General features: G+C 60.5%; 12 protein-coding genes and 1 pseudogene. 10 read left to right on the forward strand and 3 right to left on the reverse strand.

Features of this window, described 5'->3' with window-relative positions:
* Nucleotide 1 precedes the first annotated feature (1 nt).
* The 5 genes from lpdA to AC0L37_RS08590 all read left to right on the forward strand — a co-directional run bounded on the left by lpdA (nt 2) and on the right by AC0L37_RS08590 (nt 4,329).
* A complete protein-coding gene (gene lpdA, locus AC0L37_RS08570) occupies nt 2-1,441 on the forward strand; it encodes a dihydrolipoyl dehydrogenase (RefSeq protein ID WP_212657965.1) in 1,440 nt (479 codons plus the stop codon).
* Between the two features lie 50 nt (nt 1,442-1,491).
* Nucleotides 1,492-2,538 carry a Gfo/Idh/MocA family protein gene (locus AC0L37_RS08575; RefSeq protein WP_282221428.1) on the forward strand — a complete coding sequence of 349 codons (1,047 nt, stop codon included), beginning with the start codon at nt 1,492-1,494 and terminating at the stop codon, nt 2,536-2,538.
* Nucleotides 2,539-2,659: 121 nt separating this feature from the next.
* Nucleotides 2,660-2,917 carry a GlsB/YeaQ/YmgE family stress response membrane protein gene (locus AC0L37_RS08580; protein ID WP_212659135.1) on the forward strand — a complete coding sequence of 86 codons (258 nt, stop codon included), beginning with the start codon at nt 2,660-2,662 and terminating at the stop codon, nt 2,915-2,917.
* Nucleotides 2,918-2,932: 15 nt separating this feature from the next.
* Complete coding sequence (gene lipA, locus AC0L37_RS08585) at nt 2,933-3,886, forward strand: lipoyl synthase (protein WP_212657967.1); 954 nt, start codon at nt 2,933-2,935, stop codon at nt 3,884-3,886.
* The gene (locus AC0L37_RS08590) at nt 3,886-4,329 is read left to right on the forward strand and encodes a type II toxin-antitoxin system RatA family toxin (protein WP_282221427.1); all 444 of its coding nucleotides are present in this window, start codon (nt 3,886-3,888) and stop codon (nt 4,327-4,329) included. Before lipA ends, AC0L37_RS08590 begins: the two co-directional genes overlap by 1 nt.
* Nucleotides 4,330-4,351: 22 nt before the next feature.
* Here the strand turns inward: AC0L37_RS08590 and AC0L37_RS08595 are convergent, their stop codons facing one another.
* Nucleotides 4,352-4,861 (reverse strand): CinA family protein, encoded by a 510-nt coding sequence (locus AC0L37_RS08595; protein WP_212657969.1) that lies wholly within the window; start codon nt 4,859-4,861, stop codon nt 4,352-4,354.
* Entirely contained in the window at nt 4,861-6,072 is a 1,212-nt protein-coding gene (locus AC0L37_RS08600) for a bifunctional 2-C-methyl-D-erythritol 4-phosphate cytidylyltransferase/2-C-methyl-D-erythritol 2,4-cyclodiphosphate synthase (protein WP_348984703.1), read from the reverse strand. Before AC0L37_RS08600 ends, AC0L37_RS08595 begins: the two co-directional genes overlap by 1 nt.
* 178 nt (nt 6,073-6,250) lie before the next feature.
* Here AC0L37_RS08600 and dusB point away from each other — a divergent pair, with 178 nt between their 5' ends.
* The 3 genes and pseudogenes from dusB to ntrC all read left to right on the forward strand — a co-directional run bounded on the left by dusB (nt 6,251) and on the right by ntrC (nt 9,805).
* Complete coding sequence (gene dusB / locus AC0L37_RS08605) at nt 6,251-7,231, forward strand: tRNA dihydrouridine synthase DusB (RefSeq protein WP_282221426.1); 981 nt, start codon at nt 6,251-6,253, stop codon at nt 7,229-7,231.
* Nucleotides 7,228-8,364 (forward strand): two-component system sensor histidine kinase NtrB, encoded by a 1,137-nt coding sequence (locus tag AC0L37_RS08610; RefSeq protein ID WP_212657971.1) that lies wholly within the window; start codon nt 7,228-7,230, stop codon nt 8,362-8,364. The genes dusB and AC0L37_RS08610 overlap by 4 nt, the downstream gene beginning before the upstream one ends.
* Nucleotides 8,361-9,805: pseudogene (gene ntrC / locus AC0L37_RS08615) on the forward strand (nitrogen regulation protein NR(I)). Before AC0L37_RS08610 ends, ntrC begins: the two are co-directional and overlap by 4 nt.
* Before the next feature lie 43 nt (nt 9,806-9,848).
* Here ntrC and AC0L37_RS08620 read toward each other — a convergent pair.
* Nucleotides 9,849-10,685: an alpha/beta fold hydrolase gene (locus AC0L37_RS08620; RefSeq protein WP_282221425.1), complete on the reverse strand. Its 837-nt coding sequence runs from the start codon at nt 10,683-10,685 to the stop codon at nt 9,849-9,851.
* A 423-nt stretch (nt 10,686-11,108) separates the two neighbouring features.
* On the opposite strand from AC0L37_RS08620, the gene AC0L37_RS08625 reads away from it, so the two are divergent.
* Both AC0L37_RS08625 and ntrX read left to right on the forward strand, forming a co-directional pair.
* On the forward strand, nt 11,109-13,442 hold the full coding sequence (locus tag AC0L37_RS08625; RefSeq protein ID WP_282221424.1) for a sensor histidine kinase NtrY-like: 2,334 nt from the start codon (nt 11,109-11,111) through the stop codon (nt 13,440-13,442).
* On the forward strand, nt 13,442-14,824 hold the full coding sequence (ntrX, locus tag AC0L37_RS08630) for a nitrogen assimilation response regulator NtrX (RefSeq protein ID WP_212657975.1): 1,383 nt from the start codon (nt 13,442-13,444) through the stop codon (nt 14,822-14,824). The genes AC0L37_RS08625 and ntrX overlap by 1 nt, the downstream gene beginning before the upstream one ends.
* Nucleotides 14,825-14,897: the final 73 nt, after the last annotated feature.

The raw sequence follows: 14,897 nt of genomic DNA on the forward strand, positions 1-14,897 counted from the left end.
AATGGCTGACCAATACGACCTTCTCGTTATCGGCGCCGGTCCCGGCGGTTATGTTGCCGCGATCCGTGGCGCGCAGCTGGGCATGAAGGTGGGCATTATCGAGCGCGAGCATATGGCTGGCATCTGCTCGAACTGGGGCTGTATCCCGACCAAGGCGCTGCTGCGCTCTGCCGAAGTCTATGGCCATATGAGCCATGCCAAGGATTACGGGCTGACCGCCGAGAAATTCGGCTTCGATATTGACGGTGTGGTCAAGCGTTCGCGCGCCATTGCGGCGCAGATGAACAATGGCGTGCAGTTCCTGATGAAGAAGAACAAGATCGACATCATCTGGGGCGAGGCCGAAATCACCAAGCCTGGTGAGGTCAAAGTCGCGCCGACCAAGAAGAAGATCGTCGAGCCGCAGGGCCCTGTGCCCAAGAATGCGCTGGGCGAAGGCACCTACAAGGCCAAGAACATCATTATCGCAACCGGTGCGCGGCCCCGCGTGCTGCCCGGTATCGAGCCTGATGGCGACAAGATCTGGACCTATTTCGAAGCCATGAAGCCCGCCGCGATGCCCAAATCGCTGGTGGTGATGGGTTCGGGCGCCATTGGCGTGGAGTTTGCCTCGTTCTACCGCTCGATGGGCGCCGAGGTGACCATCATTGAATTGCTGCCGCAGATCATGCCGGTCGAAGACGCCGAAATTTCTGCCCTGGCCCGCAAGCGGCTGGAAAAGCGCGGCATCAAGATCATGACCGAGGCCAAGGTTGCCAAGGTTGAAAAGACCAAGGATGGCGTGATTGCCCATGTCGAGCTGAAATCAGGCGAGAAGCAGCAAATTGCTGGCGACAAGCTGATCTCGGCGATTGGCGTGATGTGCAATATCGAGGGTATCGGCCTGGAGAAGGTCGGGGTCAAAACCGAGCGCGGCGCCATTGTTATCGACGGCTACGGCAAGACCAATGTCGATGGCATCTGGGCGATTGGCGATGTGGCCGGTCCACCCATGCTGGCGCACAAGGCCGAGCATGAGGCCGTGATTACAGTCGAAAAGATCGCCGGCATGAAGGTGCACGGGCTCAACAAGCTGCTGGTGCCTGGTTGTACCTATTGCGAGCCGCAAGTGGCCAGCGTCGGTCTGACCGAAGCCAAGGCCAAGGAAGCCGGTCGTGAGATCAAGGTTGGCCGCTTCCCGTTCATCGGCAATGGCAAGGCGATTGCGCTGGGCGAGCCTGACGGGCTGGTCAAGACGATCTTTGATGCCAAGACCGGCGAATTGCTGGGTGCCCACATGATCGGTGCCGAAGTGACCGAGTTGATCCAGGGCTTTGTGGTGGCGATGAACCTCGAGACCACCGAGGAAGAACTGATGCACACCATCTTCCCGCATCCCACGCTGAGCGAGACGATGAAGGAAAGTGTGCTGGATGCCTATGGTCGCGCGCTGAACATGTAGCGCCCGACGTTTTCCACTGCCTATCCACAGGTTTTCAGAAAGTTATCCACATGGTCAAAGCGATACAAATCGGTCTGGGACACTGGGGATTCAGCTGGACCAAGGACGTTATCCCCAATGTTCCCACTGTTGAGATGGTGGGGTATGTGGATTCTAATCCTGACGCCACCAATCGGGTACAGGACGAACTGGGGATCGACGCCAAGAGCTGCTTTTTGAGCCTGGACGATGCGGTCGCGGCAGTTGATGCGGATCTGGCGATCTGCACGCTGCGGACCGAAGCGCACTATCCGGTGGTCAAGCAGGCCCTGGAACTGGGGCTCAATGTGCTCGTGGAGAAGCCGTTCGCCTCGACCATCGCCCAGGCAAAGGAACTGGTGGCATTGGCCAAAGCCAAGGGCCGGGTGCTGATGGTCAGCCAGAACTATCGCTTCCAGTCTGCACCCATCGCCGTGGCCGAGCTGATCGGGGCGCAGAAGTTCGGGCCGGTCAATCTGGTGTCGATCGACTTCAGGCGCCATGCGCCCAGCCAGGGCTATCGCTACTGGGATATGCCTGATCCGCTGCTGGCGGACATGTCGATCCATCACTTCGATCTGATGCGCATGGTGCTCGGTGACGAGCCCAAGCGCGTATCGTGCCGCACCTGGAACCCGCCCGCCAGCCCGTTCGGGCATCATCCGATCGGGGTGGCGACGCTGGAATTCGAAAAGGGGACGATCGTTTCCTATCGGGGGTCGTGGATGAGCAGCGGGCCGGTGACACCGTGGTCGGGGGAGTGGACCATGGATTGCTCTGATGGCGAGATCATCTGGAGCTCGCGCGATCATTTCATGGGCAAGGCGGGGCCGGACCGGCTGGCGCTGCGCGAACGGGATGGTGATGCGGTGCCCGTGGCACTGGCCGATGTTGCGCTGGCAGACCGCATGGGGACGCTGGGAGCGATCGCCAAGACCATCGAGACGGGTGCTGCGCCGGCGCGGTTCAGCTCGGGCGAGGACAATCTGCATTCGCTGGCGCTGGTGCAGGCGACCATCCAGTCGGCCGCACGTGGCGGCGAATGGATTGAAATCGCCGACGTCATGGCCTCGGCGTAGCGCAGGTAAACATCTGGGAAGCCTTGAAGCAGGGCAGGCGAGACGCAATATCTCACCGACAACTTCAGGGGGACTGAATATGGCACTACCGGAACGACAAACCACAGGCGGCGGCTTTACAATGGGTCAGAACAATAATCGATCGGCGCTGATGTTTATCGGCATCGGCCTGCTGGCAGGGTTTCTGGCCAGTCTGATCGTTGGTGGCGGCGGGCTGATCACCTATCTGGTGAGCGGTGTGGTCGGTTCCTTCGTGGGGGGATATCTGTTCAACGCGCTGCGGATCAATCTTGGTATCCGCAACGAACTGCTGCGGCAGATCGTGACCTCAACGGTCGGCGCCATCATAGTCGTGCTGCTGGCACGGCTGATTGCTTAGAAGTCAGGACATCCCTTGGTCACACTGATCGACAATTCCGCGCTCAAGCCACGCCACCCCGAAAAGGCCAACAGGCCTGACAGCGTGGTGCTGCGCAAGCCGGACTGGATCCGCGTCAAGGCGCCGGGTTCGCCGGTTTACAAGGAGACCCAGCAGATCGTGCGTGAGCACGGGCTGGTGACGGTGTGCGAGGAGGCCGGCTGCCCCAATATTGGCGAGTGCTGGAGCAAGAAGCACGCGACCATGATGATCATGGGCGAAATCTGCACGCGCGCCTGCGCCTTCTGCAATGTGCGTACCGGCATGCCCGGTCCGCTCGATGCCAGTGAGCCGGAAAAGGTCGCCAGTGCGGTCGAAAAGCTTGGGCTTGAGCATGTGGTGATCACCTCGGTGGACCGGGATGACCTGGCCGATGGCGGGGCGCAGCACTTTGCCGACGTGATCCTGGCGATCCGGGCCCGTAATCCCAAGACCACTATTGAAATCCTGACACCGGACTTCCTGCGCAAGGATGGTGCGCTCGAAGTGGTGGTGGCGGCCAAGCCAGACGTGTTCAACCACAATCTGGAAACCGTTCCCTCGAAATATCTCAAGGTGCGCCCTGGCGCGCGCTATTTCCACTCAATCCGTCTGCTGCAGCGGGTCAAGGAACTCGACCCCACCATGTTCACCAAATCGGGCATCATGGTCGGGCTGGGCGAGGAGCGGAATGAAGTGCTGCAACTGATGGATGATTTGCGCTCTGCAGAGGTGGATTTCCTGACCATCGGCCAGTATCTGCAGCCCACCAAAAAGCATACGCCGCTGATCCGCTTTGTGACGCCGGACGAGTTCAAGTCCTATGCGACGGTGGCGACGGCCAAGGGGTTCTCGCTGGTTTCATCGAGCCCGCTGACCCGCTCTTCGCATCATGCCGGTGAAGACTTTGCCGCGCTCAAGGCGGCCCGGATGGCAAAGCTGGGTCACTGATGAAACGCTTCTTCGAGCGGCATGTGCCGCATCTGCCGCAGCGCATGTTTCAGATCGTGTCAGATCTGCCGGACTATCCGCGCTTCATCCCCAACTGCAAGGCGATGGACGTGCGGCCAGATCCGGCAGCGGGATCGCCCAATGTGCAACTGGCCAAGATGACGTTGAATTTCGGACCTATCACCCAGGCCTATACCAGCCGGGTGACCAGCGATCCCGAGGCACTGACCATTTCGGCCAAGGCCGTCGATGGCCCGTTTTCCTATCTCGATAGTGTCTGGCGCTTTGAGGCCGAGGGCATGGGCACGCGGGTGCGCTTCGAAATCGACTTCAAGATATCCAATCCCTTCGTGGCAGCCGTGGCCGAGCCGGCCTTTGCGGCCAAGCAGGAAGAGATCATGCAGGCGTTCTGCGACGAGGCAGACCGGCGCTTCGGGAACTAGCCCCGAGCGCGGCTGGGCCCGTTTAGTCCTGCGTTCCGGTGAGAACCTCGACCACCAGATCAAGTGCGGCATTGACGCTGGCCTGGCGAATTTCGGCGCGTCCGAGATCGCCAAAACGGTGTTCGATGACCACGGTGGCCAGTTCGGACGAGACCGCCACATAGACCAGACCGACCGGCTTCTTTTCAGAGCCACCATCGGGGCCGGCAATGCCGGTGACCGCGACGGCGAAATCGGCGTGGGCGGTGTTGCGGGCGCCGTCGGCCATGGCACGGGCGACCTGGTTGCTGACAGCGCCATAGTCACGGATCAGGCGGGCCTGCACATGGATCATGCGGGCCTTGGCGTCATTGGCGTAGGTAATGTATCCGCCAAAGAACGCCTTTGAGGCGCCGGGCACATCGGTGAGCGCGGCGGCGACAAGGCCGCCAGTGCAGCTTTCGGCCGTCACAATGGACTTTTTGGCGGCCGTGAGCAGTTCGATGACCTGCTGTGCAGGGTCAGTGGGTGTTGCGGCTGTTTTGGTTGTCATCAGTCAACCCTCGGCACTTCAATGCTTGCGCTTGCCATAGCCACGATACCTTCCTCCCGCCCGGTGAACCCGAGCTTCTCGCTTGTCGTTGCCTTGACCGCGATCCGCGATGACGCGATCCCAAGTGTTTCGGCAATGACAGTGCGCATTGCCGGCACGTGTGGCGCGATCTTGGGTCCTTCGCAGACAATTGTCACGTCGAGATTGACGATGCGGCCGCTGGCCTTGGCGACCAGTTCGCCAGCGTGCTTGAGGAACAAGGTGGAGGCTGCGCCTTTCCACTGCATATCGGAGGGTGGAAAGTGCACGCCGATATCGCCAGCGCCGATGGCGCCATAAATGGCGTCCGTCAAGGCATGCAGGGCGACGTCTGAATCGGAGTGGCCGTTAAGCTTGAACTTGTAGGGAATGCGGACGCCGCCGAGCCAGACATGGTCGCCGGGTTCAAATGAGTGCACGTCAAAGCCGGTGCCGATGCGGGTTTCCATAGCGAGGTCTCCAGTCAGAATACGTTCGGCGTGGGCGAAGTCGTCGGGGTGGGTAATCTTGATATTGCTGCGCTCGCCGGCGACCATGGCGACACGCAGGCCGGCCCATTCGGCAATCTCGGCATCGTCGGTAAACTGGCGCGGCACGGTGGCGGCGCGCATATGGGCCGAAAAGATCTGGCCGAAACGGAAGCCCTGCGGGGTCTGCGCGGCAAAGAGCTGGTTGCGGTCTTCGGTCGTGCTGACCTGAGTGCCATCAAGCGAGCGCTTTATGGTGTCGGTGACGGGCAAGGTGGGCAGGGCACCCTCAGACTGGCTGAGCGCGGCAATGACATCACCAATCAGCCTTGCGCTGGCAAAGGGGCGTGCAGCGTCCTGAATCAGCACCAGATCAGGCCGGGCTGGCGCCAAGGCCTTGAGCCCGGCCAGTACCGAGGCCTGTCGCGATGCCCCGCCGACTACGGGAGGCAATAAACGGTCATCCTTAAGGCCAAGCGCGGCATAGCGGTCACCATGATCGGGATGGATGATGGTGACGATCTTGGTGACTTCCGGCACCGCGAGAAAGGCCGCAATGGTGCGGGTCAGGACCGGTTTGCCGCCAATGGTGCGATATTGTTTGGGATCGGGGATGCCGGTCGCTGCGGCGCGTTCGCCCTTGCCGGCAGCCACGATGATAACGGCAATTGTTTTTGGACGCATGGCGGGCAGAAACTCGGACAAGAAGCAGTCACATTAAGGTGGTCTAGCGTCGGTGGTCCTATGCGGCAAGTGCAGGGCTGCTGAACGCTGGCAATGCCCAGATAAGGGATTGCGCGGGCATGGGTTTTGACTATTGTGCGGGCATATTTGTAACGATGATCATTTCTGGGGCAGTGTTTTGTCGGTAGATGCCTGCAAGTTGAGCATCGGCGGCCATTCGGTCCGCAATAATGCTTTTCTCGCGCCCATGGCCGGGATCACTGACCGGTCATTCCGCAAGATGGCCGAGCGCTATGGCGCGGGTATGGTGGTGTCGGAAATGATCGCCAGCAATGCGCTGGCCACCGGCAACAAGGATATGGCGCGCCGCCTGGGCAAGCCGGAAAAGCTGCCGCATATGGTGCAACTCGCCGGTTGTGAAGCCGAGTGGATGCGCCGGGGCGCCAAGCTGGCCCAGGATGCCGGGGCCGATATCATCGACATCAACTTCGGCTGCCCATCCAAACGGGTGACCAATGGCTTTGCCGGGTCTGCCCTGATGCGGGTGCCCGATCACGCCATGACGCTGGTGGACGCCGTGGTTTCAGCAACGCCATTGCCGGTCACGGTCAAGATGCGACTGGGATGGGACGATGACAGTCTCAACGCGGCCGAGATGGCCCGCCGGGCGGTCGATGCTGGCGTGCAGATGATTTCGGTGCATGGGCGCACCCGACAGCAATTCTACAAGGGACAGGCGCGCTGGGAACTGGTGCGGGCCGTTGTAGAGGTCGTGAACGTGCCTGTGGTGGTCAATGGCGACATTACCGACCCTGATGCGGCGCAGGAGGCCCTGCGGCTGTCTGGTGCGGCAGCGGTCATGCTGGGACGCGGCGCTCAGGGACAACCCTGGCGGGTGGGGGCTATTGGCGCCCGGTTGAGTGGACACGATGTGCCCGAGCAGCCTCGGGGTGAGGTGCTGACGGCGCTGATCTGCGAGCAATATGAAGACATGCTGAGCGAGTATGGCACTGGCGTGGGACTGCGGGCTGCGCGCAAGCATCTGGGCTGGTATCTCGATGCCGCCGGGATCGTGCTGGACAAGCCCAGCCGCACAGCCTTCCTCAACAATGAGACCCCCGCGGAGGTTCTGACCATGATCCGCGAGATTTTTTCGGGCGACTGGAAGGCCGCAGCATGAGTTCTGAACAAGCGAAACAAGCTGCAGCATCCGTACCATCGGCTGCGGTCATTCAGGCGCTGCCGCAGCCCATTATCGTGTGTGACGATAATCGACAGATTGTCTTCGTGAATTATGCCGCAGAGGCGTTCTTTGGCGCTTCGCTGAGTGTGCTGACGCGGCAGCGGCTCGATGATCTGATCGCCTTTGGCTCGCCGATCATCAGCCTGGTTGAGACGGTGGCATTGCGCCGGGCGCCAATGACCGAATACCGCGTCCGTGTCGGTTCCTCGCGCTTTGGCGATGAGCGGATTGCCGATGTGTTCGCCAGTCCGCTTTCGGACAGTGATGGCCGGGTCGCCCTGCTGATTCAGGAACGCACCATGGCCGACAAGATCGATCGGCAGATGGTGTCGCGGGGCGCGGCGCGCTCGGTGACGGGGCTGGCGTCGATGCTGGCGCATGAAATCAAGAACCCGCTATCGGGTATCCGAGGCGCAGCGCAACTGCTCGAGCAGACCGTGAGTAGCGACGAAATTCCGCTGGCGCGCCTGATCCGCGAAGAGACCGACCGGATCGTGCATCTGATTGATCGGGTGGAAGTGTTTGGCGACGAGCGGCCGATGGAGCGCGAGCCGATCAATATCCACGTCATTCTGGATCGGGTGAAGCTGCTGGCGCGCAATGGCGTTGCGCGCGGAATTTCGTTCTCCGAAGAGTATGATCCATCGTTGCCACCGGTGTTCGGCAATCGTGATCAACTGATCCAGGTCTTCCTCAATCTGGTGAAGAATGCCTCGGAATCCCTTGATCGTACACAGAATCCCGAGATCAAGTTCTCTACTGCATTTCGTCCGGGCATCCGTATCAGCGTTATGGGCGTGTCGGAACGCATTTCACTGCCGCTCGAGATTGTCATCGAAGACAATGGGCCGGGCGTGCCAGCTGACATCCTGCCGTTCCTGTTTGATCCGTTCGTGACAACCAAGCAGAACGGGTCGGGGCTTGGGCTGGCGCTGGTGGCCAAGATCGTCGGTGACCATGGCGGCGTGATCGATTGCGATAGCCGGCCGGGTCGGACCAAATTTCGTATTCTGCTTCCCGTTGCGAGCGGGGCCTTTCAAGTTCCAGAAGAAGAGGGAATGGCACCATGAGCCATGTCGTCCTGCTCGCCGATGACGATGCCGCCATCCGCATGGTGCTCAACCAGGCGCTGACACGTGCCGGCTATGAGGTGCGCCCCACGGGCAATATCTCGACCATGTGGAACTGGGTCAGCCGTGGTGAAGGTGACATTCTGATCACCGACGTGGCGATGCCCGATGGCAACGCCTTTGAGGTGATGCCCAAGATCAAGAAGCTGCGCCCCGATCTGCCGATGATCGTGATGAGCGCGCAGAACACCTTCATGACCGCCATTCGGGCGTCTGAGGTAGGGGCCTATGAATATCTGCCAAAGCCATTCGACATTACCGAAGTGCTTTCGGTGGTGGCGCGGGCACTGGCCGATGCGAAGAAGCCGACCAAGGCCGAACGTCATGCCGATGAAGCCGGTGAAACCATGCCGCTGGTGGGTCGCTCCACCGCGATGCAGGACATTTATCGTGCGCTGGCGCGGCTGATGCAGACCGATCTGACGGTGATGATCACCGGCGAGAGCGGCACGGGCAAGGAACTGGTGGCGCGGGCGCTGCATGATTTCGGCAAGCGCCGGAACGGGCCGTTTGTGGCCATCAATATGGCAGCCATTCCGCGCGACCTGATCGAAGCAGAACTGTTCGGGCACGAGAAGGGTGCCTTTACCGGTGCCAATACACGCTCTTCGGGGCGTTTTGAGCAGGCGGAGGGGGCACGCTGTTCCTCGACGAAATCGGCGACATGCCGATGGATGCCCAGACCCGTCTGCTGCGCGTGCTGCAGGAAGGCGAATACACGATGGTCGGCGGGCGCAGCTCAATCAAGACCAATGTGCGCATCGTGGCAGCGACCCATCGTGATCTGAGCCAGATGATCCGCCAGGGCCTGTTCCGCGAAGATCTGTACTATCGCCTCAATGTGGTGCCGATCCGGTTGCCACCGCTGCGCGAACGCATTGACGATGTCGGTGATCTGGCGCTGCACTTCCTCAAGGTTGCGCAGCGCGAGGGCGAGCCGGTGAAGTCGATTTCGCCCGAGGCCATCAAGCTGATGCAGAACTATTCCTGGCCGGGCAATGTGCGCGAGCTGGAGAATCTGGTTCGGCGGCTCTCGGCGCTGTACGCCGATGAAAGCATTTCAGCCGAGATCGTGCAGAACGAACTCAATATTGCCGATCGTCCGACGGCCACAGGGTCCTCGGGACCGGTGGATGTGTCGATGGCCGTGGAAACCCATGTGGGTGATGTGCTGCGCGAATATGAGCCCAATCTGCCGCCGCCCGGCCTTTATCAGCGGGTGATTGACCGGGTCGAGGCGCCGTTGATCGCCATGGCGCTCAATGCCTGTGGGGGCAACCAGATCAAGGCGGCGGACCTGCTCGGGCTCAACCGCAATACGCTGCGCAAGAAGATCCGCACGCACAGCATCGAGATCGTCAAGCACAGCCGCCGCAATTAGCGCGGGTGGCCCGGCGCTGGCAACAGTGCCGGACCCGTTGTGATCAAGACCGGATGAAGGCCAGCATGTCAGGGTTGATGATATCGGCATGGACGGTCATCAGTCCGTGTGGATAGCCCGGATAGACCTTGAGTTCGGCACCGCTGACCAGCTTTGCTGACAGGTGTGCCGAGTTGCCGATCGGCACGATCTGGTCGTCATCACCATGCACAATCAGTGTCGGGACGCTGATAGCCTTGAGGTCGTCGGTAAAGTCGGTTTCTGAAAAGGCCTTGATGCCGTCATAGTGCGCCTTGGCGCCGCCCATCATGCCCTGTCGCCACCAATTGCGGGCCAAGGCTGTATCCACAACCGCATCAGGCCGGTTGAAGCCATAGAACGGGCCGCTGGCCAGATCGTCGTAGAACTTGCTGCGATTGGCGGCCAGTTGCGCCCGCAGGCCGTCAAAGACTTCCATGGGCAGGCCGTCGGGATAGGAGTCGGTCTTGACCATGATGGGTGGGACAGCGGCGAGCATGATGAGCTTGGCAACGCGCCCATTGCCGCGTCTGGCCACATAGGCTGCAGCTTCACCGCCTCCGGTCGAGTGACCGATATGGACGGCGTTGCGCAGGTTCAGTTTTTCCGTCAGTGCGGCAATATCGGCCACATAGTGTTCCATGTCGTGGCCATCCGATACTTGTGTAGACCGCCCATGGCCGCGACGGTCATGGGCAATGACCCGATATCCCTGGCTGTGAAAATACAGCATCTGGGTATCCCAGTCGTCGGACGAGAGCGGCCAGCCATGGTGGAATACGATGGGCTGTGCGTCGCGCGGACCCCAATCCTTGTAGAAAAGTTCGACGCCGTCTGGAGTGGTTATGAAGCTATTGGTCATTGCAAAAGGCTCCTTGAAAACGGCACAACGCCGTTGATGCAGGGCCCGTCAGTGACGGAAGCAAGATACGCGGGATCAAGGGATTGGGGCCGGGCGTGGTACCAAAGACAGAACAGACCCAGAGGCCAGCAAAACTCAAGTCACGTGCGGCTTGCTCTCCCCGTTATGCTGTTTCAAATCAAACGCCTGACGGGCCATGGCAGGTATTGTGTAGCAGCTTTGGGGCGACGGAATTGTGGCAGTTTCAGCGGGGCTGATCTGCCCAAGGTGAGTGGCTCGATGGCGGGGGACCGGTCGCTACGCATTCGTTCAGTCAGAGTGGCTTGTGGTCAGTGTCACATTTTGGCAACATTTATCTTGAAGGGTCCGCCGAATTGCGTCAGGCTCGCGGCTTGCGGCGGATATGGAGTGCCCCCGGCATTAATGAGTGACATAGCCACGATCGAAGACGAGCCAGAGCGCATCTCACACGATGCCGGCAAGAGTGCGCGCGCGCCATTGTTCAACATGCGGAACAATCGGCCCCTTCGCGTGCTGGGCTTTGTCGTGGTCGTTGCATCGGTGCTGATGTCCTCGATCTCGTTCCTGATCCTGTCGGGCACCACCAATATCGAGCCATCGACCACAGTGTGGACGGTAATCTGGATTGTCACCGGCGTGCTGGTGCTGCTGGTGATCGCACTGGTGGTCACCGAAGCGGCGTTGCTGTTCCAGGCGCGCATGCGCAAGCAGGCCGGCGCGGGGATGCAGATCCGCATGGTGACGATGTTTGCCCTGGTCGCGGCCATTCCTGCGGCAATCGTTGCCGTGGTGGCGACAATCGCACTCAATCAGGGGCTGGATCAGTGGTTCAGCGAGCGCACACGCGCCATGGTTGAGAGCTCGCGGCTGGTCGCTCGCTCCTACATGCTCGAACACGCTCAGGTGCTGCGCGATGATATCATCTGGACGGCGACCGAGCTGGAACAGGCCAAGGATACCTACGACAGTGATCCTGAGCGGTTTCAGCGTATTCTGACCGCGCTGGCCGTGACCCGGTCATTGCCCTTTACCTCGCTGGTAAACGGGCAGGGGGAGACCCTGGCCCGGGCGCAGATCGCGGTGCAGGGGGCCTATCCCAAATTGCCCGAGGGGATCACGGTCGGGCTGGTCGAGGGCATCCCGGCGGCCATTGCGCCGGGGCGGGTCAATCTGGTCGGCTCTGTGATCAAGCTGCGTGGCTATGACGACACGTTCCTGTTCGTGGCGCGACCGGTCGAAGCCGAAGTGCTCGAATATATGCGGCTGACCGACGAGAACATCACCGAGTACCGGCAATACGCCTCGAACCGGCTGGTGTTTCAGATCACCTTCACCATCATGTATGTCGGTCTGGCCGTGGTGCTGCTGCTGGCAGCACTGTGGATCGGTATTGCGCTCGCCAACCGGTTTGTTGATCCCATTCGAAACCTGATGATTGCCTCGACACGGGTGCGTGGTGGTGATCTTGATGTGCAGGTGCCGGTGCAGGAAGGCAAGGGCGATCTGCGTGATTTGTCCAACGGTTTCAACCTCATGACGCTGCAGCTTAAACATCAGCGTGATGCACTTCTGGCTGCCAATGAAATGAACGAGAAGCGGCGACAGTTCACCGAAGCCGTGGTGGAAGGTGTGTCGGCGGGCATTATCGGACTGGACCCGTTTGGTACGGTGACGCTGGTCAATGCCCGGGCCTGCGAGATGCTGGAGCGCGACGAAATCGGGCTGATGGGGGAGCGGATCGAAGTGGCAATGCCGCAGCTGGCGCCCATTCTGGAGCGGGCGCGTTCGGCGCGGCGTGGTCAGGTACGCGACCAGATTCATCTGGGCAATGAAACCGACCGCCGCACCTATCAGGTGCAGCTGACCCGCGAGGGTTCGATTACCGAGTCCAAGGGCTATGTGTTGACCTTTGACGACATTACCGATCTTGAGTCAGCGCAGCGCACCAGTGCCTGGGCCGACGTGGCGCGGCGCATTGCACACGAGATCAAGAACCCGCTGACTCCCATTCAGCTATCGGCCGAACGCCTGCGGCGCCGCTATGGCTCCAAGCTGGAGGATGATCGCGAGGTGTTCGACAAATGCATCAACACCATTGTGCGGCAGGTGGGCGATATCGGACGTATGGTCGACGAGTTCTCGGCCTTTGCGCGCATGCCTGAAGCGGCGCCGGAGATCTCGGATTTGTCCGATATCGTGCGCCAGGCGGTGTTCCTGGAAAGCGTGCGGCTGCCCGAGATCACCATTGAAACCACGCTGCCCGAAGAGGCGATTCATGCCTGGTGCGATAACCGGCTGATTTCGCAGACGCTGACCAATCTGATCAAAAATGCCGTGGAGGCATTCGAGATGGTTGATCGCAGCGAGGATCTGCAGCCCAGGATTCTTGTGGACGGGCATATTGAAGGCAATCATGCCCGGGTTTCAGTGTCCGATAATGGCAAGGGCTGGCCCAAGGAAAACCGGCAACGGCTGCTTGAGCCCTATATGACCACCCGCGAAAAGGGCACCGGTCTGGGTCTGGCGATCGTTGCCCGGATCATCGAGCAGCATGGCGGCATCGTCGAGCTGGTTGACGCCGAACCCGATGCAACCGGGCGCATCGGCGCCTGCGTTACGTTCACACTGCCTTTGCAGTCTCCCATCAAGACGTCAGCGGCAGAGGAGGGGGCTGAGTCGCCCGCTCAATCTGCCCAACAGGAGGAGTCGCTCATTTCAGCGGCTGATCAGAAGTAATGGCACTCGATATTTTGATCATCGACGACGAAGACGATATCCGCGATCTGATCGCCGGCATTCTGGAGGATGAGGGTTTTGAGGCGCGGCAGGCGCACGATGCCGATAGCGGGCTGAATGAAATTGCCCGTCGCCGGCCCAGCCTGGTGTTTCTCGACATCTGGATGCAGGGGTCGCGGCTCGACGGGTTGCAGCTGCTTGATGTGTTTCAGAGCCAGCACCCCGACATGCCGGTGGTGATGATATCGGGCCATGGCAATGTGGAGACCGCCGTGTCGGCGATCCGGCGCGGCGCGTATGACTACATTGAAAAGCCGTTCAAGATTGATCGCCTGTTGCACATTACCCAGCGTGCCATGGAGGCGACGCGCCTGCGTACCGAAGTGGCCGAACTCAAGGAGCGGTCGGCCACCAAGAGCGCCGACATGGTGGGAACGTCCACGGCGCTGCAGAACGTCAAAGGCATTATTGAGAAATCGGCGCCGACCAATTCGCGGATATTCATTTCCGGCCCATCGGGAGCGGGCAAGGGACTGGTAGCGCGGCTGATCCATCACCGTAGTCCGCGCGCTGAATCGCCGTTTATCGAGATCAATGCGTCGCTCTATGCACCCGAGGAAGTGCCGGTCGTGCTGTTCGGGCGCGAAACGCGCGACAAGAGCGGCATTCTTAATGTCGAGGTCGGTGCACTGGAGCGGGCACATGGCGGCACGCTGTATTTGTCTGAGGTGACGACACTGCCAGCCCAGACGCAGGCAGCACTACTGCGCACGCTGGTGGAAAACCGGTTCAACCGGGTGGGCGGTACCCAGGCCGTGCCGATTGACGTGCGGATCATCGCCTCAAGTTCGCAGAACGTCGCGGCGCAGGTGGAAAGCGGAGAATTCCGCTCCGATCTGTTCCATCGCCTGTCGATCGTGCCATTGCCGCTGATCCCGCTCAAGGAGCGTCGCGAGGACGTGCCACCGCTGGTCAATGTGTTCATCGAACAGGTGGCGCGGATGCACAATCTGCAGCGTCTGGTGGTGGGTGATGATGCGATGGCCGTGTTGCAGGCCCAGGAATGGCCCGGCAATGCGCGGCAATTGCGCAATTCCATCGAGCGGTTGCTGATCCTGATGAAGGACCAGCAACCTGAGGATGGCGTGATTACCGCCGCCATGCTGCCATCGGATATTGGCGAGGTGCTGCCAACCGTCGGCGATACCGATGCCTCGGCCCATCTGATGAGCCTGCCCTTGCGTGAGGCCCGCGAAGTGTTCGAACGGCAATATCTGCTGGCGCAGATTGAACGGTTCGGGGGCAATATCTCCAAAACTGCCGAATTTGTGGGGATGGAGCGCAGTGCTTTGCACCGCAAGATCAAGTCGCTGGGTCTCTAGACAAGGCCCAATTTTTAGACCCGGCCATGCAGTTGGTCGGGTAGGCACGAAAATGCATCTGTGCCATAGTGCT

It is taken from the genome of Devosia sp. J2-20, from assembly GCF_055808475.1.